The organism is Rhodococcus sp. 06-235-1A (assembly GCF_002258785.1).
Lineage (GTDB): Bacteria > Actinomycetota > Actinomycetes > Mycobacteriales > Mycobacteriaceae > Rhodococcoides.
In genome coordinates, this window is record NZ_NOYI01000021.1 from 510,603 (window position 1) to 534,826 (window position 24,224).

General features: G+C 64.5%; 17 protein-coding genes. 6 read left to right on the forward strand and 11 right to left on the reverse strand.

Annotated features, from left to right (window positions below; translation table 11 throughout):
• Positions 1–53 precede the first annotated feature (53 nt).
• Both CH275_RS21500 and CH275_RS21505 read left to right on the forward strand, forming a co-directional pair.
• Positions 54–1,433, forward strand: a complete 1,380-nt coding sequence (locus CH275_RS21500) for an MFS transporter (RefSeq protein WP_094680228.1) — start codon at positions 54–56, stop codon at positions 1,431–1,433.
• A gap of 10 nt (positions 1,434–1,443) precedes the next feature.
• Positions 1,444–2,382, forward strand: a complete 939-nt coding sequence (locus CH275_RS21505) for a TAXI family TRAP transporter solute-binding subunit (protein WP_094680229.1) — start codon at positions 1,444–1,446, stop codon at positions 2,380–2,382.
• Positions 2,383–2,398: 16 nt separating this feature from the next.
• On the opposite strand, the gene araA is transcribed toward CH275_RS21505, so the two are convergent.
• Genes araA through araB form a run of 3 tightly spaced genes read right to left on the reverse strand, consistent with a single transcriptional unit; the run spans position 2,399 to position 6,267 of the window.
• Positions 2,399–3,883, reverse strand: coding sequence for an L-arabinose isomerase (gene araA, locus CH275_RS21510; RefSeq protein WP_094680230.1), 1,485 nt, complete (start codon positions 3,881–3,883; stop codon positions 2,399–2,401).
• Between the two features lie 36 nt (positions 3,884–3,919).
• On the reverse strand, positions 3,920–4,597 hold the full coding sequence (locus tag CH275_RS21515) for an L-ribulose-5-phosphate 4-epimerase (protein WP_094680231.1): 678 nt from the start codon (positions 4,595–4,597) through the stop codon (positions 3,920–3,922).
• Positions 4,597–6,267: a ribulokinase gene (gene araB / locus CH275_RS21520; protein WP_094680340.1), complete on the reverse strand. Its 1,671-nt coding sequence runs from the start codon at positions 6,265–6,267 to the stop codon at positions 4,597–4,599. Before araB ends, CH275_RS21515 begins: the two co-directional genes overlap by 1 nt.
• 266 nt (positions 6,268–6,533) lie before the next feature.
• Here araB and fdhA point away from each other — a divergent pair, with 266 nt between their 5' ends.
• Positions 6,534–7,751 carry a formaldehyde dehydrogenase, glutathione-independent gene (gene fdhA / locus CH275_RS21525; RefSeq protein ID WP_094680341.1) on the forward strand — a complete coding sequence of 406 codons (1,218 nt, stop codon included), beginning with the start codon at positions 6,534–6,536 and terminating at the stop codon, positions 7,749–7,751.
• 95 nt (positions 7,752–7,846) lie between these two features.
• A complete protein-coding gene (locus CH275_RS21530; RefSeq protein WP_094680232.1) occupies positions 7,847–8,050 on the forward strand; it encodes a zinc-ribbon domain-containing protein in 204 nt (67 codons plus the stop codon).
• Between the two features lie 9 nt (positions 8,051–8,059).
• Here the strand turns inward: CH275_RS21530 and CH275_RS21535 are convergent, their stop codons facing one another.
• From CH275_RS21535 to CH275_RS21560, 6 genes are all read right to left on the reverse strand, one after another.
• Entirely contained in the window at positions 8,060–9,976 is a 1,917-nt protein-coding gene (locus CH275_RS21535; protein ID WP_094680233.1) for a hypothetical protein, read from the reverse strand.
• A 13-nt stretch (positions 9,977–9,989) separates the two neighbouring features.
• The gene (locus CH275_RS21540) at positions 9,990–11,195 is read right to left on the reverse strand and encodes a VWA domain-containing protein (RefSeq protein ID WP_094680234.1); all 1,206 of its coding nucleotides are present in this window, start codon (positions 11,193–11,195) and stop codon (positions 9,990–9,992) included.
• A complete protein-coding gene (locus tag CH275_RS21545) occupies positions 11,192–13,315 on the reverse strand; it encodes a DUF5682 family protein (RefSeq protein ID WP_218828811.1) in 2,124 nt (707 codons plus the stop codon). The genes CH275_RS21540 and CH275_RS21545 overlap by 4 nt, the downstream gene beginning before the upstream one ends.
• Positions 13,316–13,383: 68 nt before the next feature.
• Positions 13,384–14,469, reverse strand: a complete 1,086-nt coding sequence (locus CH275_RS21550; RefSeq protein WP_094680236.1) for an ATP-binding protein — start codon at positions 14,467–14,469, stop codon at positions 13,384–13,386.
• Positions 14,466–17,816: a DUF4132 domain-containing protein gene (locus CH275_RS21555; RefSeq protein ID WP_179276268.1), complete on the reverse strand. Its 3,351-nt coding sequence runs from the start codon at positions 17,814–17,816 to the stop codon at positions 14,466–14,468. Before CH275_RS21555 ends, CH275_RS21550 begins: the two co-directional genes overlap by 4 nt.
• Positions 17,817–17,967: 151 nt before the next feature.
• Positions 17,968–19,125, reverse strand: a complete 1,158-nt coding sequence (locus CH275_RS21560) for a beta-ketoacyl synthase N-terminal-like domain-containing protein (RefSeq protein ID WP_094680238.1) — start codon at positions 19,123–19,125, stop codon at positions 17,968–17,970.
• 191 nt (positions 19,126–19,316) lie between these two features.
• Here CH275_RS21560 and CH275_RS21565 point away from each other — a divergent pair, with 191 nt between their 5' ends.
• Positions 19,317–20,900, forward strand: coding sequence for a sensor domain-containing protein (locus tag CH275_RS21565; RefSeq protein ID WP_179276269.1), 1,584 nt, complete (start codon positions 19,317–19,319; stop codon positions 20,898–20,900).
• A 136-nt stretch (positions 20,901–21,036) separates the two neighbouring features.
• Complete coding sequence (locus CH275_RS21570) at positions 21,037–21,966, forward strand: arabinofuranosidase (RefSeq protein ID WP_094680342.1); 930 nt, start codon at positions 21,037–21,039, stop codon at positions 21,964–21,966.
• A 14-nt stretch (positions 21,967–21,980) separates the two neighbouring features.
• Here CH275_RS21570 and CH275_RS21575 read toward each other — a convergent pair whose 3' ends face one another.
• Positions 21,981–23,006: a phosphotransferase family protein gene (locus CH275_RS21575; RefSeq protein WP_094680240.1), complete on the reverse strand. Its 1,026-nt coding sequence runs from the start codon at positions 23,004–23,006 to the stop codon at positions 21,981–21,983.
• Positions 23,003–24,214, reverse strand: a complete 1,212-nt coding sequence (locus tag CH275_RS21580; RefSeq protein ID WP_094680241.1) for an acyl-CoA dehydrogenase family protein — start codon at positions 24,212–24,214, stop codon at positions 23,003–23,005. Before CH275_RS21580 ends, CH275_RS21575 begins: the two co-directional genes overlap by 4 nt.
• Positions 24,215–24,224: the final 10 nt, after the last annotated feature.

A 24,224-nucleotide genomic window follows, 5' to 3' on the forward strand; every position in this document is an offset into this window, starting at 1 on the left:
CGGTTGTCGAGTTCTCTCGGCAACCCGACCCGCTCATCGTGGAAGGACCAACCATGGCCAACGAGGCCACCTCGACTGCCGGATCGGCTCGCCCGACACCGCCTGTCTCGTCTCCCGCGGCCACTCGTCGTGCCGTGTACAACACGTTGCGGGGGTCGTCGGGCAACCTCGTCGAGTGGTACGACGTGTACGTCTACACCGTCTTCGCGACCTATTTCGAGAATCAGTTCTTCGACTCGGCCGACAAGAACTCCACCATCTACGTCTACGGCATCTTCGCGGTCACGTTCTTGATGCGTCCGGTCGGTTCGTGGTTCTTCGGACGCTATGCAGACCGACGAGGCCGTCGTGCCGCGTTGACGTTCAGTGTCTCGATGATGGCGGCCTGCTCGATGGTCATCGCGTTCACCCCCGGGCGCGAGAGCATCGGCGTGTGGGCCGCCGTCATCCTCATCATGTGCCGTCTGGTGCAGGGCTTCGCCACCGGCGGTGAGTATGGAGCGTCGGCCACCTACATGTCCGAGGCCGCCACCCGTGAGCGTCGCGGTTTCTTCTCCTCGTTCCAGTACGTCACGCTGATCGGCGGACACGTTCTGGCGCAGGTGACGCTGTTGGTGATGCAGGTCTTCTTCGAGCGGGAACAGATCGAGGACTTCGGTTGGCGGATCGCGTTCTTCATCGGTGGCGTCGCCGCAGTGGTCGTCTTCTGGCTGCGCCGCAGCATGGACGAGTCGCTGACCAAGGATCAGCTCGAGGCCGTGCGCAGCGGAGCCGATCAATCTTCGGGATCCATGAAAGAACTGGTCACCAAGCACTGGCGCGCCCTGCTGATCTGCTTCATGGTGACGGCCGGTGGCACCATCGCGTTCTACACCTACAGCGTCAACGCTCCCTCGATGATCAAGGCTGCGTACGAGGACCGCGGAATGACCGGAACGTGGATCAACCTGTTCGGGCTGGTTTTCCTCATGCTGCTGCAGCCCATCGGCGGGTTGATCAGCGACAAGGTCGGTCGCAAGCCCCTGCTCGTCTTCTTCGGAGTCGGTGGGGTGCTGTACACCTACGTGCTCATCACGTATCTGCCGTCGGCGACGTCGGTGGTGCAGTCCTTGGTGCTGGTCTGCGTGGGTTACGTCATTCTCACCGGGTACACCTCGATCAATGCGATCGTCAAGGCCGAACTGTTTCCCTCGCACATTCGTGCACTCGGCGTCGGTTTGGGATACGCGCTCGCGAACTCTGCCTTCGGCGGGACCGCTCCGTTGATCTACCAGGCCGCGAAGAACGGCGGGCACGTCGGCTGGTTCATCCTCTACGTCACGATCGTCATCGCCATCTCGCTGCTGGTGTACGTCTTCGTTCTGCGGAACAAGACCGAGACCGTCCTGGACCGCGAGCAGGGTCGAGCGTTCGAGCAGTCCACCACGCCATAGGGTGACTGATATGACTCCGCCCGCAGCGTCGTTCTCGCGTAGAACGGCGCTGCAGGCCGGTGTGCTGGCTGTGCTCGGCGCTGCGACAGTGGGGTGTTCGCCGGATTCACCGACGCAGTTGCGTCTCGCGGCGGGTGAGGTCGGCGGCTTCTTCTGGGAGTTCGCCGGGCTGTTGTCCGACGCTTCCTCGAAAACCGATGTCGCGGAGATCGTTCCCCTCACGACGGCCGGCTCGGTCGACAACCTCGAGGCGCTGGGATCTGGCCGGGCCGAGCTGGCCCTGACGCTCATAGACGCCGCCTACAGTCATCCGAGCGGAGACTTGGCGGCGGTCGGGTGCGTCTACGAGAACTACTTCCAAGTTGCCGTGCTAGCGGACTCGACCATCGAGACCATGAACGATCTGCGCGGCCGGAACGTGAGCATCGGTGCCCCGGGATCTGGCGCGACCGAAGTGTCGCAGCGAGTCCTCCGCGCGGCGGGGGTGGCGGAACCCGGTGCAGTAGAGCAGGTTCAGCTGTCGATGAGCTCGGCGGCAGATGCCCTGTCGAGCAGCGAGGTCGACGCCGTGATGTGGGCGGGCGGGTTGCCGACTCCGGCATTTGCTCAGCCTCCAGCTGCGATTCGTCTACTCGATCTCGGCACCGTCGTCGCCGATCTGAGACGCGAATTCGGTACCGCATACGAGGCGGTGCGGGTTCCGGCGAACGTGTACGGCGAACACCCGGAGGTCACCACCGTCGGCATTCCGAATCTTCTGTTGGCACATCCGGAGGTGCCGGACCGTGTGGTCGCCGCACTGGTGAGTGTGCTTCTCGATCAGTCGTCCGAACTGGTTCCCGGTCAGGCGATCGGTAGCCAGTTTCTCGACGCGCGGTCGCTCGTCATGACCGGCAGCATCCCCCTCCATCCCGGAGCCGAACAGGAATACCGTCGACGACATGGGTGATCGGAACGCCAGGAGCTCACAATTTCGCAGCGAGCCGGTGGTACGCCGCGTTCCATCGCAATGTCTGTTGAAATCCGCGCGTCGTGGTGTCGGAGTCGATGGCCAAGAGCTCGACACCGATCATGTCCGAGAATGCCTCCAGCACAGGCAAACCGATCGCGGTGCTGAGTACGGTGTGGTGTGGTGCACCGGCCGTGAGCCAGGATTCCGCCGAGACCGAGAGCGACGGCTGCGGTTCCCATACAGCGCACGCCACGGGTAGTTTCGGCAGTGCCTCGTCGGGTTCGACGACATCGATCACGTTGGCAGTCAGGCGGAATCGTTCTCCCACGTCCGAGAGTCCGACCACAACGCCGTGGCCGGGGTCAGCGGTGAAGCGCAGCCGCACCGGGTCCTCGCGGCCGCCGATGGACAGCGGATGGATCTCGAGCGTGGGCCGCGAGGTGGTGATCGACGGGCACACTTCGAGCATGTGTGCGCCGAGGATCTTCTCCGCGCCGGGAACGAGGTTGTAGGTGTAGTCCTCCATGAAGGAGGTTCCGCCGGAAAGGCCATCGGCCATCACCTTCATGGCACGCAACAACATCGAGGTCTTCCAGTCGCCTTCGCCGCCGAAGCCGTACCCGTCGGCCATCAGCCGTTGCACTGCGAGTCCCGGCAACTGACGAAGCCCACCGAGATCCTCGAAGTTGGTGGTGAAGGCCTTGAAGCCACCGTCGGTCAGGAACTGTCGCAGCCCGGCCTCGACGCGGGCCCCGTAGCGGAGAGATTCATGGCGGTCACCGCCCATGTCGAGACTCGGTGCGATGTCGTACGACGACCGGTATTCGTCGATCAGGTCCGATATCGCGGAATCGCTCACGCTGTCCACGACCTCGACGAGATCGTTGACCCCGTAGGTGTTGACGGACACTCCGAATCGCAACTGCGCTTCGACCTTGTCGCCCTCGGTCACCGCGACGTCACGCATGTTGTCGCCGAAACGTGCCAGGCACAGTGACCTCAGCTCCGCGCGGCCGAGAGCTGCTCGCACCCACTGCTCCGCACGCTCGAGAACCGCAGGATTGTCGACGTGGCCCGCCACGATCGTGCGCAGAACACCCACCCGGGATTCGACGTGCCCGAACTCGCGGTCGCCGTGGGCGGCCTGATTGAGGTTCATGAATTCCATGTCGATCGTGGACCAGGGCAACGACATTCCGGCCTGCGTATGCAGGTGCAGCAGCGGAACGTCCAACGCGTCGAGGCCGGCGATCCACATCTTGGCGGGGGAGAAGGTGTGCATCCACGTCACCACACCCACGCACTCGTCGGCGGCGTTGGCCTCGCGCATGGCGCGCAGGATGGACGACGCGTCGAGCAGTACCGGCTTCCAGACCACCGAGACCGGAAGTGCTGCATCGAGTTTGTCGGCGATCTCGCGGGACTGGACTGCTACCTGCTCGAGGGTGTCCGGACCGTAGAGGCTTTGGCTGCCGGTGAGAAACCATACTTCGGACATGGAGAATGTACCTTCCGTGGAAAATGGGTGCGCCGGTCAGCGCTGGCCGTAGACGTTCTGGTATCGGTCGTAGAGTGCGTCGACCGAGGAGCTCGGGATGCGAAGTGGTTGTCCCAGTTGGTAGGACAGATGTACCGATCGCGCGACGTCCTCGCACATGACCGCTGCCTTCACCGCCGATCGAGCGGTGGGTCCCACTGCGAACACGCCGTGGTTCTGCATCAGCACAGCGGGAGATCGACTGTCCGCGAGGGTGTCGACGATGCCGCGGCCGATCGAATCGTCGCCGATCGTCGCGAAGGGGCCGACGGGAATGTCGCCGCCGAACTCGTCTGCGCACATCGTGGTGACCACGGGAATGGGTTCCCCTCGGGCCGCCCACGCAACGGCGTACGGCGAATGTGTGTGCACCACACCGCCGATGTGATGGAGGTGCCGGTAGACGTAGGCCTGCGCCTCGGTGTCGGAGGAGGGTGCATGGTCACCGTCGACCACCTTGCCGTACAGATCGCACACCACCATGTTGCCGGGCGTGAGATCGTCGTACGAGACGCCACTGGGCTTGATGACCATCAGATCCCGCCCGGGAACCCGCGCCGAGACGTTGCCGGCCGTCCACACCACCAGGCCGTACCGCACGAGCTCGGCGTGCAGCGTGCACACGTCGCGGCGGACTTCCTCGATGACCTCGCGCACGTCGTCGACAACCGTCATCACACATCCACCTTTCGAGCCAATGCGGTGCGTCGTAGTGCGCGCAGACGGCGCATCGTCGACACGTCCCGTCCGAATCGGTCGTGCAGTTCCACATAGATCTCGAACAGGGAGTCGTAGGCGTGCGATCGCGATTCGTCGGGTACGAAAGCGGCCCGGCGCACCTTGCCCATCGACTTCGAGGCAACGGGCACGTCGGGGTAGCACCCGGCTGCCACTGCAGCGTGGATGGCAGATCCCAGTGCCGGTCCCTGCGCGGATGCAATGACGGACAACGGCATTCGTAGTACATCCGCATAGATCTGCATGAGCAGCGGATTGCGTGCCAACCCGCCGGCAACGACGAACTCCTCGACCGGGACACCACTGTTGCGGAAGGTCTCCACGATGACGCGGGTTCCGAATGCCGTGGCCTCCAGCAATGCGCGGTAGGTGTCCTCGGGCCGCGTCGCGAGCGTCGATCCGATGACCAGACCGGACAGCTCGTGATCGACGAGGATCGACCTGTTGCCGCTGTGCCAGTCGAGCGCGACGAGGCCGTGCTCGCCCACTTGTTGCTTTTCCGCCAGTCGCGTCAGGTATTCGTGTACCGACTCGCCTGCGGCGGTTGCCGCCTCGCTGTAGGACGCCGGAACTCCGGTTCGCGTGAACCATCCGAATATGTCGCCGACGCCGCTCTGACCCGCTTCGTAGCCGAAGGATCCGGCCACGATGCCGCCGTCGACGACTCCGCACATGCCAGGAACTTCCTTCAGCACAGTCGAACTCATGACGTGGCACGTCGACGTTCCCATGATCGCGACCATCCGGCCCGGCTCCACCGCGCCGGCGGCGGGTGCCGTCACGTGCGCATCGACGTTTCCGACTGCGACGGCAATACCTTCCGGAAGACCTGTCCACCCGGCAGCCTCGGCGGTCAAGGACCCTGCGCGCGAACCCAAGTCGCCCAGCGGCTGGTCCAGCTTGTCGGCGACGAAGGATCCGAATCCCGGTGCGAGTTCGGTGAGGAAGTCCACGGACGGATACTGCCCGTCCTGATAGATGCCCTTGTATCCGGCAGTACAGGCGTTGCGCACATACGTACCGCAGAGCTGCCAGACGATCCAGTCGGCCGCCTCCACCCACCGGTCCATCGCGTCGTAGATTTCGGGGTCTTCCTCGTGGATCTGCAGCGCCTTGGCGAACTCCCACTCGGAGGAGATCAGTCCGCCGTAGCGAGGGAGCCAGCTCTCACCGCGCCGTTCGGCCAGATCGTTGATGCGGTCTGCTTGGCCCTGCGCCGCGTGGTGTTTCCACAGCTTCACGTAGGAGTGCGGTCGATCGGCGAAGCGCGGGTCCTCGCACAGTGGGGTGCCATCGGCATCGGTCGGCACCATGGTGCACGCGGTGAAGTCGGTGCCGATGCCGACGACCTGTTCGGGTTCGATGCCTGCGGCGGCCAGAGCAGCGGGGACTGCAGTCCGCAGGACGTCCCGATAGTCGTCGGGTACCTGCAGGGCCCAGGCGTCGGGCAGTCGGACCGTGCCGCTCGGGAGCGTCTCCTCGAGCACCGCGTGACGGTAATCGTGTACGGCCGAGGCGATTTCGGTCCCGTCCGAGACGCGGACGACGACGGCCCGGCCGGAGAGGGTGCCGAAATCGACTCCCACCGTGTAGCGGTCAACCGGCATGCAGATCTCCTTCACGTTGCCACCCACTGTGACGTGTGCAACACAGTGTGAGCGCTAACATCGGGCTGAGTCAAGTGCTCGGGGCGGGATGGTCCATCCGATAGCGAGTCGCAGCGTCGGTGTCGGCTCGCTCGCTCGCCTCGGGTTCGGCGCGCACGTCCACATTCGAATCTGTGCATACTGGTGTGATGCGGGCCACAGGCGCAGATCGGGTCGATGACCCCGGCCCGCTGGTCACCCAGCTCACTCGACGAAGAGGAGAACTCATGGCAGACAACCGCGCAGTGACGTACGCAGGCCCGGGCAAGGTGGAGGTTCAGGACATCGCCTATCCCGGGCTGGAACTGACCGACGGTCCCGGAGTGAACCCGGCGAACGTCGGTCGTAAGTGCGAGCACGGAGTGATCCTCAAGGTCGTCTCGACCAACATCTGCGGCAGTGATCAGCACATGGTCCGTGGGCGAACCACTGCACCCGAAGGGCTGGTCCTCGGTCACGAGATCACCGGCGAAATCGTCGAGGTCGGACGAGACGTCGAGTTTCTGAAGGTCGGAGACATCTGCTCGGTTCCGTTCAACATCGCGTGCGGACGGTGTCGAAACTGCAAGGAACGCAAGACCGGAATCTGTCTCAACGTCAACCCTGATCGACCGGGCTCGGCGTTCGGCTACGTGGACATGGGCGGTTGGGTCGGAGGCCAGGCCGAGTACGTCATGGCCCCCTACGCGGACTTCAATCTGCTGAAATTTCCCGACCGCGATCAGGCACTGGAAAAGATTCTGGACCTGACGATGCTGTCCGACATCTTTCCCACCGGGTTCCACGGAGCGGTGACCGCCGGGGTGAAACCCGGTGCGACTGTGTATATCGCGGGTGCAGGTCCGGTGGGCCTCGCCGCCGCGGTCGGCGCGCAACTTCTGGGCGCATCGGTGGTCATAGTCGGTGACATGAATGCCGATCGGTTGGCCCAGGCGCGCACGTTCGGCTGCGAGACCGTCGATGTCGGCAAGGGTGCGCCGCAGGACCAGATCGAACAGATTCTCGGCATCCCGGAGGTCGACGCCGCCGTGGATGCCGTGGGCTTCGAAGCCCGCGGTCACGGTGGGGACTCGTCCCGCGAAGCACCGGCCACGGTATTGAATTCGTTGATGGACATCACGACTGCGGGCGGCGGCATCGGGATTCCAGGACTGTACGTGACCGGGGACCCCGGCGGCGTGGACGAGGCTGCGCAGCGTGGTGCCCTCTCGCTCAGTCTCGGCACCGGATGGGCGAAGTCGCTGTCGTTCGCCACGGGGCAGTGCCCGGTGATGAGCTACCACCGCGAACTGATGAATGCGATTCTCTCGGACCGAGTCTCGATTGCGAAGGCCGTCAATGCGACAGTAATCACGCTCGACGACGCTCCGCGTGGCTACCGCGAATTCGACAGTGGTGTCGCGCAGAAATTCGTCATCGACCCGCACGGCATGATCGCCGCCTGACAGCGTCCGACCCGGCACGGCCACCATCGCGAGTACGCGATGGTGGCCGTGCCGCACAGGATTCTGCAGTCGCTGGGGCCACCTATGCTGGGGTGATGTTCCTACTCTTCGGTTTCGGCAGCAAGCGCAAACACGTCGGCCCGGGCTCGACGCGAAGCTGCCCGCGGTGCCACAACACGACCCAATGGTCGAGAATGAAGCAGTACCAGCAATTCACACTGTTCTTCGTTCCTGTTGCACGTTGGAAGCGCGTCGAATTCGAGGAATGCGGAATCTGCGGTGCTGCCACCGAGGTGTGAGGTCTCGGTTCAGTAGGACTCCTCGGCAACCATGATGCGAAGCATCGCGCGCACCCAGGCGTCCGCTGCTGCGTCCGATTCGCCGCCGGCAAGGTAATCGGCGATCAGCGAGAGCGATCGGCCCGTTGTGCGCATTCCGGCGTCGCTCACGGTGCCTGCGCACACGCGTAGCGAGGCGATGTCGGACTCGGCGGCGTGGCGAACACCCCGGTGTGAGATGTCGGCGAGAGTACCGAGCGCAGCGGCGATCGCGTTGTCGACAGCATCGACACGGTCCGAAAGGGGGGTCCGGGTCAATTGGGTTGCGCTGTCGGCGGGTTGGAGATCGGGAACGACGACACCGAGTTCGCAGGCCACGGCAGTGGGGGCGATGCGTAGCACACCGGCGCGGGCATCGATCGGCCCCGCGACGGTTCGCGGTCCCGCTGACATCGCGTTCAGTACTGCGTCGATCGCGCCAGGCGCTTCACTGCGGTGCTCGACGACAACATGTGCTCGGTTTCCCAGTTCATCCGATATCACCACAGTCGACAGCTGTTCCGAAGGGGAGTAGTCGATGTCGATCACCGAATGGACTCCGATCAACCCGATGTTGTCGGTGGTCACCCTGTCCCGTGCGAAGGACGGCCTGCGTTCGGTGAATCGGCGTCGTGCCTCGGAGTAGTCGTGTATCACGTTCGGCGAACCGTTCCAGGCTTCCGTGCTCAACGGAAGAATGGACGTTCGGCCGATTCCTCGGCGTCCCAATCTGATTCTGCGATTCGCGCGCCGGACGGCGGATTCGGTCACGATCGTCGACGTCGAGAGGTTGCCGACAGTGGTGCCCCCGGTCCGGCGCGCTACAACGCTGTGGCCGGTCAGGTTTTCACCGGACCAATGGCGGCGCAGGACATACACCGCATCCGAATCGAGCTCGGAGAAATAGACGTCGACGTCGATGCCATCGACGACGCGGGTTGCCCGTGCTCCGAGCCCCGCCAGAACCGTACGCCTGAGCGGTGTTTCGCCGGAGCTCTCGGCACCGAGCGCATGGGCGGCGAGGGCCGCGTCCGCGGACGCACCCAACTCGACTCGAGCGTGAATCTCGCCGATGACTCGGGCGACCCTGGTGCGATTGTGCCGTGCGCTGCGGCTTGTGTACGCGTCGAGTTGATCGGTCAGCTCGACGCACGCGTCTGCCAGCCACACGGTCCGTCCGGCCTGAATGTGGTGAGTCGTTCGGGCAGCGGCCGCCCGTTGCACCGACGACGTGCCCGCTACCCCGTCGAGGAGGATCGTTCGCGCCAGGGTCCGGCCCGCCGCCGGTGCTTGCGCAACCTCGACAGTTGCTGCAGTACTGACGAATACATCCTCTCGGCCCAGTTCGTCCGATGCGCGCACAGCCCACACTGCCAGGACGATCGAGTCCGGAGCGACCTCGGGCGATGCCGAGGAATGGGCATGGCCGAGCTCGTGTGGTGTGAGAAACCGAACCGTACAGTGCGGGAGTTCGACGCGAACGGCGGATGCAGGATCACTCGGCCGTACGACTCTGGCCTGATAGCCATCGCTTCGAGTTCTTCTGGCTCGCCGAACCGCCGCAGCCCCGAGGTGACGCTCCAGATCGGCATCCTCGAACTGCCCCGGCGTCCAGGATTCGGCGGGGGAAGGAGTCTCGTGTCGTGCTCGATACGCGAGTACCAGACCTATCCGGTGTCGGCACACTGCGGCGGCACCGCAGGTGCACGACGCCTCATCGAAGGGAGTCGAGGATGGCAGTTCCGTGACTGCACCGTCGGCGAATCGCGCGGTTATGCACTCGTCCGACACCGAGAGCGCCGGAGGCTGTTCGTCCACCATGCGAAGGGCCCTCTTGAGAAGTCCTCGATTGGCCACGATCGCCAACGCCTCGTCGGTGAGTGCAGCAACGTCCGGTCTCGTCGTCATCGATGCCACCCGCTCATCGGATGCAGCCGGCCACGAATTCGGCCAAACCGCCCGGCGTCATCGCACCGACGTGCACTCCGAGGCGTGCGAGGCGGCGAGCAATCTCGCGGTCGTAATCAGGTTCCCCACCCTCGTCCAGTGCCGCAAGGGCGAGCACCTTCACGCCCTCGTCCGTGAGTCGAGATATGCTGCGTACGAACGTATCCGGCGCACTCTCGTACAGATCGGAGATGATCACCACGATGGTTCGGCGAGGTGTGTCGACGAGTTGTCCCGCGTAGTCGACGGCCTTGGCTCCGTCGTTGCCACCGCCGAGTTGAACCCCCATCAGTAGTTCGACCGGGTCGAGCACCTCGGAGGTGAGGTCCACGACGTTGGTGTCGTACGCGATCAGATGGGTTCTCAAACCGGGGACGTTCCAGAAACACGCCGCGGTCACCGCGGAGTGCACGACCGAATCCACCATCGATCCCGACTGATCCACCAGCAGGATCAGGGTCCACGTGTCGGTGTGCCTACGGGTCCGAGACGAGAACAGCGGTCGCTCGATGGCGATCGATCGGGTTTCCGGTGACCAATGCTTCAGATTCGCGAGAACCGTTGCAGGAAAGTCGAAGTTCCGTGAGTTGCGAAACGACGTGCGCTGTCGACTGCGGGTGCCGTGAAATGTCTTTCGCACGTCGACGGACAGCTTCTCGATCAGCTCACGGACCACCTCGTCCACTGCCTTCTTGGCCATCGCCAGCACCCGCGGATCCATGAGGTGCTTCGTGCGCAGCAGAGCGCGCAGCAGCGTCACACTCGGCTCGATACGTTCCAGGGCCTCCGGGTCGGTCACCACCTCGGTGATCTCGTACTTCTCGACGGCATCTCGCTCGAGGCGATGGATCGTTTCGCGAGGGAAGAGCCGGTGGATGTCGTCGAGCCAGTCCACCGCTGTCACCACGGTGGTCCCGATTCCGTTCGGCCGCGCACGGCTTCCGCGGCGGCGTTCGGCGCCTGCATCCGTGGATGTGTCGGTTCCGTCGCCACCGTCCGACGCGGAACTCGCTGACGCCGAGCGTGATCCGCCCGCCCGCACTCCCTGCGCCGCGCGCGCAGGGTCTCGACCGTACAACCATTCCAGAGCGCCATCGCGCTCGGCAGCCTCACCGGTGACGTCACCGAGGACACTCGCCGACGCATCACCCAGGATCAGCCGCCATCGCTCCGCACTCATCGCAATCCGATCTCGTCGAGCTGCGCGTCGATCCGCCCGTCGAGCAGCACGCCGGGCTCGACCGATTCGGGAACCGGCGACGCGGTGGATGCGGCGACGAACCGCGCAGCAACCGCGCTGCGTTCACGGGGAGGGAAGAACTCGAAGGACTGCCGCAGGGCAGGGAGCGCAACCAGGAAGTCGTGCTCGGTCAGGCCGCTCACGACGTCGTCGACTGCTGTCAGAACCGCGTTGCCGGAGCCGTTGTGGAGGAAACTCTCGCGTGCGACACCGAACAGACCGCACAGCCAGTCGCCGAGCCGATCCGGCGCGATCGATCGAACTGCTGCCGCGGCCGAAGCCGGCGTCGAACGACTCCACGACGTGCCCAGTGCTGCCCCTCTCATATCGACCGCTGCGCCATGGTCGGCTGCCAGCAAGGCCAGCTCGGTTGTGGGATCGTCGGTGAGAAGCCGTGCAGCGTGGCGCATCACGTCGGCGACAACCGCCATTGCTTCGATTCGGCCGATGTCTGCGCCGCCCGGTGTCGCCCGGCTCCGTCGGGCGAGCGTGATCACCCGGGAGCACGCCGCGGTGACGACAGCCCCCAACACTGTCGAGCCCCGACTGCCGAAAAGGAAATCGTGCCGCCAGAGGTCGAGAGATGTTCGTGCGAGTAGTCCGACGTCCGCGAGGTCGGCGGCCGCGTGGAGAGATTCGACCGCCACGAGGGCGGTAGCGTCGGACATCGAGTCGAGCCCGCACAGGACTGCGTCGAAGAGCAGCTCGGCAACTGTCGCGACGTCTGATCCGCCGCGTCGCAGTGCGGATTCCAACTGTGCGGACGACGCTTCGACCAGGGTGTGGCCGTGGGCTGCTGCTTCGGTCAATGCCGGATCCCGCTCGTCCGTCTGCGTGATCACCCACTGCTCGGCCGAGAGCATGTCCGATCCACCGGTGGGGCCGAATGTTCGTCCGAATCCCGGTATCCCCAACAGCCGCAACTGGTGCAGCACGCGGCTGCGGGTACGGCCTCGGTGGTCGGTGAGGTCCAGTGAGACCGTGCCGGGAACAAGATCGAGTTCTTCGAGAAGCATGTCGACGTGATGGACGAGGCCAGGTGCGGGGGAGTCGGGATGCAGTGCGCCGCGCCGGTCTCCGCGCATGGTGCGGACACAAGCGGTGATCACCGGGTCCGGATCGACGCCGTCCGGCTCGCCCGCACGTGTCCACGGTAGCGGCGAGGTCAGGGCCTGGTCGATCAGGGAACCGGCCGCTGCGTCCAGGACGTCGCGGCGCGTCGGGGTCGAATGGCCGCGCATCGCGGCCAGTGCAAGGGCTTGCGTGCGGAACCCGATGACGTCGGTGGTCGAGACGTGGTGGCCCTGCGATCGCAGAGAGCGCACGAGTGCCTCGATCGCGATCTGGGGTGCCGAAATGCCGTTTCGCCACAGCATTTCGTACCACCACGGTGCTTCGAGCCGCAGCCGACGATAGGAGTACGGAATCAGGTAGGTGCCGACATCGAGACTCGGTTCCGCCACAGGCACGGGAGGCCATGCGTCGCTCGGCGGTGGACCGGCGGTCAACTCTGCCATGATTGCGGGCCGATGGTACCCGCCGCAGACGACCACGACCGGTCCGCCTCGGAGCTGGGCGGACCGGGCCCATGACGCCATGTACTTCTCTCGTGCGGACGCTGCCGGGCCACCGGCACGGACCATGTCGAAATAGGTGTTCAGGATGTCGATCATCTGCGATGTCGTGGTCGCCTGTGCGCGACATTCCACGACGTGATCCCACATCGCGTCGACGGTGTCGAGACCCATGCGCTTCATCGCTGTCATCGCCGCAGCGCTGTATCGCTCTGTTTCCGAATCGAAATCGGGATGCCACGCTGGAAGGTCGATGAATCGGGACTCCGCACCGACTCTGGCTGCCTGCTCGAGCGCCACCCACTCGGGCGAGAAATCGGTGAATGCGGTCCACGTGACCCGCGTGGACCGTCCATTCCTGGCATGGGAGAAGAGGGCGATCGGGAGCTGGTGCCCTCTGGTCAGATCCGTCAGACGGCCGGTGTAATCCGCAGGCCCTTCGATCAGCACGTGGGCCGGCCGCACTCGTTCGATCGTGTCCGACACCACCCGAGCACAGGCGGGACTGTGGTGCCGGACTCCGATGACGATTACCGAGCTGTCGAGGTCGGTCACTAGGGAGCCAAGTGTGCGTGTGCTTCGCGCAACTCTCGCCAGGACTGGCCGGATCGATGAGTGGACCGCTGCTCGATGTACCTGCGTAGGCGAGCGGTGTCCTCGGCGTTGTCCTTGGTGGCGGTCCCGGCCAGAGATTCGGCCAAATCCCTGACCGAGCCGCAATCGCCGCGCAGATACCATCCGCGGATGCCGGTGGCGTGAGCCAGAGACACCGCCTCGGCGGTGCTCAGCACCGAGGACAAACGTTCGACGGCCGTGCCGTCGGCGGCGAATCCCGTTCGGAGATCACGGAACAACGTGACCAAAAGTTCTGTGACAGCGGGATCTTGAGCTATGTCGACGCCCGAGGCGCGCAACAGCTCGGCCGACTCCGAACGGACCAACTCGATCTCGGTGTCGAAGTCCGAGATCGGGTGCACGGTCTCGAAATTGAATCGCCGCTTGAGTGCGGCACTCATTTCGTTCACTCCGCGATCACGGGTGTTCGCTGTCGCGATCACGTTGAAACCCTCACGTGCATAGACCATCGCATCGATGCCGGCCAGTTCCGGCACCGCCATGACGCGCTCCGACAGCAAGGACAGCAGAGTGTCCTGCACTTCGAGCGGGCAGCGGGTGATTTCCTCGAACCGCACGACGCGGCCCTCTGACATGCCGCGCATCATCGGTGCCGGGATCAACGACCGAGTCGACGGCCCTTCGGCCACGAGGAGCGCGTAATTCCACGAGTACCGGATTTGGTCCTCGGTGGTTGCAGCGCCGCCCTGGATCGTGAGAGTCGAGTCTCCGCTGACAGCCGCAGCGATCAACTCCGAGAGCATCGACTTCGCGGTGCCGGGCTCGCCGACCAGCATCAGCCCTCGTGTCGTGGCGAGGGTGACGAGCGCACGTTCGACCAAAGACGGATTGCCGATGTACTTCTCCACGATCCCACGGTCGGCGTCGCCCATGACGAACGAACGCGCCGCCGTCAAACTCAGCTTCCATCCGGGTGGTCGAGGCCCGCGGTCCTCTTCTGTCAACTGCTCGAGTTCGGCTGCGTAGCGCTTCTCCGCAGGCGGTCTCTGAACCTGCGCTGTCATGATGCGAATCCGTCCAGGTCGGCAATCAGTTCGGACACTGTTGCACGATCTACGTCGTCCAGCGTTCCGCCCCGCAGGTCCACCGAAACGAGTTTCTGATCCGGGTAGCCGTTGTAGGGATCGCCGGTACCCATACCGGGATCGAGTCCGAGCAGCACCGATACGGAGTCGCTCAGCTCGTACAGCAGACCCTGCCCCCACGACCCCGGGTTCTCCCAGACCGGTTCCCAGCCCCGGTGAGTGAGCCGAAGTGCTTGGCTCGGCGTCGCGGTCACTCCGGTGAATCGTGCGAGACCGGTTCCATCGACGTCACCGGGCAGAGGGTCGTGCACCGGCCTGCCGAGTTGAGCGAACGGCTGCAGGATCTCGTAGTCGGCGAACACCTCGGACCAGGTACCCACGGTGTCCGGAATGTGCGCTGGGTGGACGAGTCCGACGCGTCCGACCGGCAGGTCGATCGAATTGTCGTCGATGTCGGCGAGGGTGCTGTCCTCGGCCACTCGAAACACCACGACGGGCCGATTGCTTGCGTCGAACGACGCCCACAGAAGGCGTCGAGCGAGATGTATCAGCAGAGGGTGCCCGAGTACGTACTCCGAGAATTCGTCTCCAGTCCAACGTCTTCCCGTGACCATGGATCGGTTGAGGCGCTTGATCTGCTCGGCTGCAACGGATTTCGCTTCGCGTTTGAGGTCGGCGAAGCGCTTCTTGGCGTTCTCGGCAAGTACCGCGTCGTCGGCAGTGGACGGCTTGGGTAGTCCGGACGTCTTCTTGCCGTTCTCATCGAGCACGTACGGCACGAGCGCTTCGGTGAACCCGATGGTGAACGTTCGTCGCCCGTAGTCGAATGTCATGGTTCCGTCGGGTGTCAGGTCCAGCGTGGGAACGATTCGATCCGCCAGTTGTTCGCGGTCGAGCCCAAGGCTGTCGGCCAATTCTGCGACTCGCTGCTTGGCACCGTTCCTCAGCGACTTGAATTTCATCTTCCGTGAGATGTAATCGAGTTCGGTCAGTGCCCTGGCCGATCCGTGTGCCGCGAGCGCGTCGAGGCCCAATTGCGCTCGAGCAGTGCCGTTCTCGCCCGGCCATTGCCTGATGAGGGGAGCCAGTCTCAGGACGGTCGAATCGTCCCCCAACCAGCCGAGGGCCAAGATCGCCCAGTTTTCCTTGGACGGGGCGCCGGCACCCCACCACCGTTGGAACAGCTCCCATGCAGTAGCGGCAAGAGTGCCGCTGTCGCAGTACTCGATCACGTGCTCCAGCCCGGCATAGGGAGCCTCGACTGCCCCGATGGCACACATCGTGACGATGTTGGCCACCGCCGAATCCGGCAGTGCTGCAGATCGGTCTGCGGTCAGGGTGGGCGGCAGCGATGCGATATCCGCCCACGGCGGTGTTCTGGGAATACGTTTGGGAAGTTTGTCGAGGGGATCGAGATCGACGATCGACGCAATCGCCGCCACTGCATCCGTGCCGTACCGACCCGCTCCACCGAGCACGAGATCACGCGACGTACTGCGGACGAGACCCCGGAGGGCCTCTGCCGCATGATCTCGTCGAGGGCCGGCCGGTCCCACCGCATCGGGTGTCAACAACGTCACGGCATCGTCGGCATGCCGAACGAGCCACGCCAGCGCCGGCTTTCGGAGGTTCTTTCTCGTGGCGTACGTCGTGGCGTGCAATCGAGCCACCTCGAGGTTCACGTACGGCATCAGGTACGGCGCAGCAGCACCCGGGTGAGCGCGAGCGTGCCGAAGCACGAGAGGGAGAGCGTCGAGTTCGTAGCGAGCAACGACGCGAAGTGGCTCCTTGAGTTTCACCCCGTCCCACGTCGACAGGAGCGGTCGAGCGACGTCGTCGGGGGCCATCAGAAACATCTGCCAGACGGACCACTCGTTCAGGCCGTATTTCTCGGTGAAGTCCTCGATGTACTTCCGTTGTTGTTCCCACGACGAATAGCTGTAGCTGTGGGGAGTGTTGGCAATCGCTTCCAATTCGCCTGGAAGCCAATCGATCCGGTGAATCTCGGGAGCGTCGAGTCCGGTGATCGGGGCGACGTCCGGTGACTTCGTTCGCGTCGCCCACGGCGGATCGACAAGAATGGTCGGGAGATCGGTCGCCTCGGGAAACGAGCTGGAGAGCTCCGATATTCGGCGTCGAGCCCGCTCCGACAGCGTCGGCGCAACGTCCCTCGCCAAGGCGGGATGCAGCCGAACATGTCGATCGAACAGCGCGTGATCGGCCCCGTCCAGGACGGTGAAGGCCCGACGCGGATAGCTGCGCATCGCGTGCACGATCGCGGGCAATCCGCTCTTCATGCCCCCGCGTTCCACGAGAGCAGAGAACGCCTCGTCGGTGGGAATCGCGGACAATGCGTGAAGAATCCGCAGAAGCCTGGTCTCGTCCCGTGCACCGGTGTATGGGTTCGGAGTATCGAAGGCGTCGAGCAGCATGGGCAGGATGGACGCACCTATGCCCTCGACGACCGCCGCAAGCGTCTCGTCGTCGTCGAGCCATCGCTGCGGGCCGTATACGTTGGCCGTCCGTTGCAGTTGATCGAGAGTGTTGGAAGAGACCATCTGCTGGGTGTTCCAGTGGTAGGTCTCCACTCGCGTCCCCATGATCGCGTCTTCCGCCCACTGCTGTTCGGTCGGAAACACGTACATCGAGGTCAGTTTGCGTACGGTGTTGGTCCGTAGAGACTCGACGGCAGCGCGAGCTGCCTCGTACTCTTCCGCGGACGCGACAGCGATCAAGCCGCGCATTCTGTCGAGCATGTACTCGAGAGGCGTGTACGTTACCTGTTCTTCAGGGTTGTCCACCTGTGAGAGTTGTTCTCGGTAGACGTATTTCGGAATCGGTATACTCTCGCCGGGTTCCGTGGTTCCGATGGTCGAGGTGATGAACACGGCATCGTCCGGAAGATCGGCTACCGCAATGCTTACGGTGCTGAAGCGCATGTCGGACATTTCCATGAGGGCTTCGGAGGCGAATGCCAGCCCATGCCTGGCGACCCAGCCATCGATGATGAGGTCTGCGTGCTGGCGGTCCCGGCCGCTCCAGCGGTTCAGCAGGTAGTGGAGAGCCGCGGCACCGACGGCCGATGCCTCTCCCGCTCGGTACTTTCGTGCCGCCAGAGTCAGATCGCCCGGGTCGTCGTCGTCGACCAGATACCACGAGGTATCGGCCAAGGTCTGCTCGTCGTTCTCGATCTTCTCGGCCAGCTCTACGCCGGCATCGGGATGGACCGGTCGGACGACGGTGGGATAGCCCCCGCGTCGGGGGTACTTCATCGGCAACCACGCCGCGGGCGGTACGGACACGGATTCGGTCACCTTGTTGCTCACGCAGCTCCTCGACGGCATCGACCTCGGTGTGGGTGTGGGGGAATGATAGCGGGCCGAACAATCCGGCGTCGGGAGTTCCCGACCGGCAAGTCCGTTTGTCGGCAGCCCGACCGCCCGTCTCGGCACGGGCGGTCGGAGCGCGGGAATCACGTCACGCGGGAGCCAACACCACCACCGAGTTGTGTCCGCCCATTCCCAATGACGACTTCACCGTCAATCCTGGTTCCGCGGTGGTGAATCCGTCGAGCAGCAGGGGGTGAGCATCCGAGACCTGCGGGGCCGCGGGAACGAGTCCGCGCTCGAATCCCATGACCGCCGACATCGTTTCGATTGCCGATGCAGCACCCTGGCAATGGCCCGTCAACGGCTTCACCGAGTACACCTGCGCGCGCGATTCGAGCACGGTCTCCAACATCGCGGTCTCCGCCGCATCACACTGTGCGGTGCCGGGGCCATGAGCGTTGAGATAGCGCACCTGCTGGGCGGTGACGGCTGCGTCGGCCAGCGCTTCCTCGAAACATGCCCGTACCTGGGTGAGCGCGGGGTCGATGGAGGTGGCGTGGAAGGCGTCGTGCGTCATGGAGCCACCCAACACCCGGCCATACGAGGCCTTGCTTCGTGTCGACAGTACGAATGCTGTTGCAGCTTCACCCATTCCGAATCCGCGACTGCCTTCCTGGAACGGCCGGCAACCGTCCTGCGGCTCCACGTCGACGATGCCGACGCCGAGCTTGACGAAATGGTCGATGTTCTCCGGCGTCAGCGACAGATCGGTGGCGACGAACACGACGTCCTCGACGAATCCGGTATCGAGCCACATCTTGGCCGTGAGAAGGCCTGCATTGCCCGATGCGCACATGGCAGAGACGTTCATCGCAGGTCCGTGAAAGCCGTATTCCTGCATCAACAGTGACACCGGCGTCGACGGCATGAGCGTCAGATAATCACGGACACGGCGTTCGCCGCCGTCTTCGAGGTAGAAATTGCGCCACTCGTCCACTTCTCCCAGGACGACGGCATGGATCAGACCGACACGTCGACCGGGCCGCCAACCCCGCGTCATCGCGTCGTCGATGGCCTCGCGCGCGGCACCGCGAAGGGCCCGCCCGAATCGGCTGGTGCCGTCGTGCTGATCCCCACCGTCGGGGACTGTCGCGAGCCAGACCGGGTTTCCGCCGGGGCGGGAAAGGTCGTGGTGGAGCGTGGCTGCGGCCTTGCCCGTCGCAAGGCCGTTCCACAGGGTGTCCGTGCCCCAGCCGTAGCCGGACACTGCGCCGATCCCACTGATGTCGATGCCATGAGGGCTCATCGTCGATATCCGTTTCTTTTCGAGGTACGCGAACCGGAATCGGCTCGCGCCTCGATTTAGCCCGCGAAACCGGCCCGAGGTCCAGTCGAAAAATGGACATACAGTGTGAATCGGGCGGGAAACTGCACCGACCTCTCCCCGGGTGGTTCAATCGGGTGTTGACCGTCTGTCTACGAACGCGAGGACCGAGCATGGGCCCAGGGGAGCGCGAAAGCGTCGGCGACCCTGAATCGCGTTCCGCGTCGCCTGGATTGGCAGATCGCTACCGGGTTCTCGTCGAGCATTCACCGGACGCAATCGGGGTGCACAGACGCGGCACGATGGTCTATCTGAACCCCGCCGGAATGAGGTATCTCCGCGCCGAGACGCCCGATGACGTCATCGGGCGTCCGATCACCGAGTTCATCGCGGCGGAATCGGTCGGGCCCATGTTCGAGCGGATCGCCGCTCTCGACACCCACGGCACCGCCAGCGCAGCGTCCGAAGCGACGGTGCTCGCTCTCGACGGGACGACGCTGACGATGGAAGCGGTGTCGGTGCGCACCGTGTGGAACGGTGAGCCGGCGTTCCAGGTCATTCTGCGAGACCTCACCGAGCACAAGGCTGCGCAGAGGGCACTGCAGTACCAGGCCGCTCTGGTCCAGCACGTCAGTGATGCCATCGTCGGAGTTTCGTCCGACGGTCTGGTGTCGAGCTGGAACCCCGGTGCCGAATCGGTGTACGGCAGATGCGCGTCGGACGTGCTCGGGCGCAGCGTGTCCCACGCGGTGGGGGTGCCCTGCGATCCGGCCTCGATACTGCTGGCCGGTGGCCGACTGTGCGAGTCGCATCGCCGCGCCGACGGGACGGCACTGGCGGTGGTGGTGTCCGCGGCACAGATGCCCGACGGCTGGGTGTTGGTGTGCGCCGACCGAAGCGCAGTGCGACGGGCCGAGGAGCACTACACCGCGGTGGTGGAATCGCTCGAGGCCGGAGTCGTCGTACTCGACCACACCGGACGCATCGAATCGGCGAACCTCGCGGCGAAGACGATTCTCGATCTCGAGGTCGGATCGGAGACGACCGGTCAGGCGTCGACCCTTCCGTTCCGGGTGTACGGCACCGACGAAGGTCCGATTCACCCGTACGAGCACCCGGTCGCCGTCACCAGGAAGACCGGTAGGCCGAGCCAGGCGGTGATCGGTGTCGAGCGTCGACGGGACGGACGCAACTTCTGGCTGTCGTTGACATCGACGATGCTCGACGCCGGCAACCCCGCGCCGTCGATCGTCGCGACGTTCGTCGACATCACCGACTCCTACCGGATGAGTATGAAACTCGAGTATGCGGCGACACACGACGACCTGACGGGCCTGCCGAACAGGCCGCTGATCATGGCGCGCCTCGACGAAGAGCTGGCGCGGCCGGCCCGCGACGACGCCATGGCGGTCCTGTTCATCGACCTCGACAACTTCAAGACGATCAACGACCTGCACGGTCATACCGTCGGCGATGCAGTATTGGGCGTGGTCGCTGCGCGTCTGACGCGGGCACTGCCGGCCGATGCCTTCGTCGGACGGATCGGTGGAGACGAGTTCGTGGCTGTTGTGCCCCGTTGTGCGGGGACCGAGGCCGACGATGTGCGTGCCGAGCTCGCCACACCCATCACGACCGCCGGCCGCGCCTTGACGGTGACGGCGAGCATCGGCGGAGTCACCGTCGATCGCTACGACACCCGAAGTGCGCTGGCCATCCTCGACGACGCCGACCACGAGATGTACCAATCCAAACCCTGACGGAGTCGATTTCGGATCCGTGACAAGGTTGGTAACGATTCGTAGTGGCTGTTACCAAAGTTACGCATGGTGTGTTCGGGCCGGAGATACTGCTCGGGTGATGCCCACAGTTCGAAAATGCGTGCTCGCCGTGCCGATGGTGATTCTCGCTGTCGCGGGGCTGCTGTTCTCCGCCACGGGGAACAGTGCGGCTGCGCCGTCCGCGTGGCGTTACACAATGGTGGCGTTCAGCAACGACAGTGACCGCGACATGGATGTCTACCAATCCAGCGACGGCACGGACTTCACCGCCGTGCAGACGTCGGCGTACCGACCGCCGTCCGGTGTGGTGCGTGACTCGAGCATCTTCCGGCATTCCGACGGTATGTACTACGTGACCTACACGACGGGTGGCGGGGCGAACATCGGCTTCGCTCGCAGCAGCGACCGCGTGAACTGGACGTTCCTGCAGAACTTCCCGATCCCGTTCTGCTGCGCTTTCCTTCCGGGCACCGGAGCCGGTACCGGATCGGCCAGTCCGCCCGGATTCAGCGGGTCGGCCGGCTTCTCGGACGGGCCGTCACTGTCGCCGTTCACCACCAAGGCATGGGCACCGGAGTGGTTCGTCGAAGGCGACCGCGTCAGCATCATCGTGTCGTTGTCGACCGGAGGCGGGTTCGTTCCGTATCTGATGACAGCGATGGATCCGGGCCTGAGAATGTGGAGCTTCCCGGTTCCGTTCGTCGGGATCGACGCAGACCACATCGATACGACCGTGGTCAAGCAGGGATCGACCTACCACGCGTTCACCAAGAACGAGACTCACAAAGTGATCGAGCACTGGACTGCGCCGTCGTTGATCGGGCCGTACACCCCCGCCCCATTCCGAGACTTCGGCCCATTGAAGGAAGGTCCGGCCGTCGTCGAGTTGCCCGACGGCACGTGGCGGCTGTACTACGACGACTACACGAATCGGAAGTACTTCTACTCCGACAGCAACGACTTGATCGGCTGGTCCGAACCGAAGGAGCTCCCGGGCCTGTCCGGAACCGTGCGCCACATCGGCGTGATGAGAGAGCCGGTCTGACCGCAGCTTTCGGCTCAGTCGGTGGTGCCCGACAGCGCCCTGAGTCCGGCGGCGATGAACTCCCCGGTGGCCTCCGCGGCGTTGCGGGCACCGGCCCCGGTAACCGAACCCGACAGCGCCCGGTGGGTGATTCCCTCTCCGATCACACCGAGTTTGAAATTGGCCAGGGCTAGGTAGAAACCCCAGTTCTCCAGTCGGCGACCCGATTCCACTGCGTACTGCTGTGCGAGATCGTCGGCCGAGGGGTATCGGTCGCTCGTCCATGCCGCGTCCGCACCCAGGACCGCGTCGAACACCGGTTGACGATAGATGCACATCAGCGCAACGTCGGTGAGCGGATCTCCGAGCGTCGACATCTCCCAGTCGACCACTGCAGCAACGGAACCGACGTTCTCGGCGTCGAGAATGGTGTTGTCGACGCGATAGTCACCGTGCACGATGGACGCCGCCGAGCGTGCCGGTACCGCTGCCTCCAGCGCGCGGTGGAGTCGGTCGACATCGGGTAGATCGCGAGTCTTGACGCGCTGCCACTGTCGAGCCCACGTCGCGACCTGACGCGAGACGAACCCCTCGGGCCGTCCGAAGCTGCCGAGGCCGACCGCATCGGGGTCGACGGCATGCAGAGCGGCGAGCACCCGGACCAATTCGGAGGCATTCTGGGTGATCTGTCCGTCCGTCAGATCATCGAGGTCCGCACGAGTGCGAACGACTCGGCCGGGGACGAAGTCGACGACGGTCATGGGTGCACCGAGCGTCGAACCGTCCCGATCGAAGGCGACGGTCGGAGCGACCGGAACATCGGTGGATGCAAGGGCTTCGGTGACGGCCCACTCGCGGGCCATGTCGTGCGCCGAGGGGGTGAGACCACTGGTTGGGGGTCGACGAACGACCCATGTCGAGGAGTCGTCGTACGCCTTGTACGTGAGGTTGGACCGACCACCACTGATCATCTCGACCGTCAGTGCACCGTCGATCTCGATGCCGTTCCCGCGCAGAAACTGTTCGAGCGCATCGCGATTCATGCCCGGCAGTTCGCTCACGACTGTGCTCCCTGCGCGGCGCGCTTGGCGGCACCGATCGTCCGTTTGGCGATGGCCCAGCGGTGCACCTCGGACGGGCCGTCGTAGACGCGGAACGGACGGACCTCGCGCGACAGTCTCGCCAACGGGAGATCGTCCGATACACCGAGCCCCCCGCACATCTGGATGCTCCGGTCGACGATGCGGAAGATCGCCTCGGCGGCGTAGGTCTTGGCGATGGACGTCTCGTTGCTTGCGTGCCCACCGCGATCCAACTCGAAGCAGGCCTTGATCAGCAGTGCGCGGGTGGCCGCGATGTCGATCTCGTTGTCCGCGACCATCTTCTGCACCATGCCGAGATCGCCGAGCTTTCCGCCGAATCCTTCGCGCCGGGCAACCTGCGCGACGGCGATGTCGTGGGCCCGCCTCGAGGCACCGAGCCAGCGCATCACGTGGGTCATGCGGGCAGGCCCCAGACGAACCTGGGCGTAGGCAAATCCTTCGTCGACTGCCCCGAGCACGTTCTCGTCGGGTACGAACACGTTCTCGAAGAACACTTCGCAGTGCCCGCCGATCATCGCTTTGTCCAGGGTGCCGATGTGACGGCCGACCGTGATGCCCGCAGTATCCGCGGGTGCCAGGAACATCGTTGCCCCGCCTCGATCTCCTGGCTTGCCTGCGGTTCGAGCCATGACGATGAAGAAGCCCGCTCCATCGGCACCGGTGATGAACCACTTGTGCCCGTTGATCTTCCAACCACCGGCGACTCGTTCTGCTGCGGTGGTGAGGGCCGACGGATCGGAGCCGGCACCCGGGGCGGGTTCGGTCATGGCGAACGCCGAGCGCATGTCGCCACGCGCGAGGGGAGCGAGAAACTGCTCCTTCTGCGCCGCCGATGCGATGTGGGCGAGCATGTGGACGTTGCCCTCGTCGGGCGCACCGAGGTTCAGTGCGATGGGGCCGAACAGTGAATAGCCGGCTTCCTCGAACACCGGAGCACGGTCGTTCATCGACAGACCGTGGCCACCGTATTCGACGGGCGCATGAGGTGCGAACACGCCTGCGTCCTTGGCAGCTGCCTGCATCTCGACGCGGAGCCGATCACCTCCGGCGTCGGTGACGTTTCCCAGAAAGCGGTCCTCGATGGGAAGCACGTGCTCACGAGTGAACGTGCGCGTTCTCTCGATCAACTTCTCGATGTCGGGGTCGAACGTCAGATCGATGGCCACGGTGCACTCC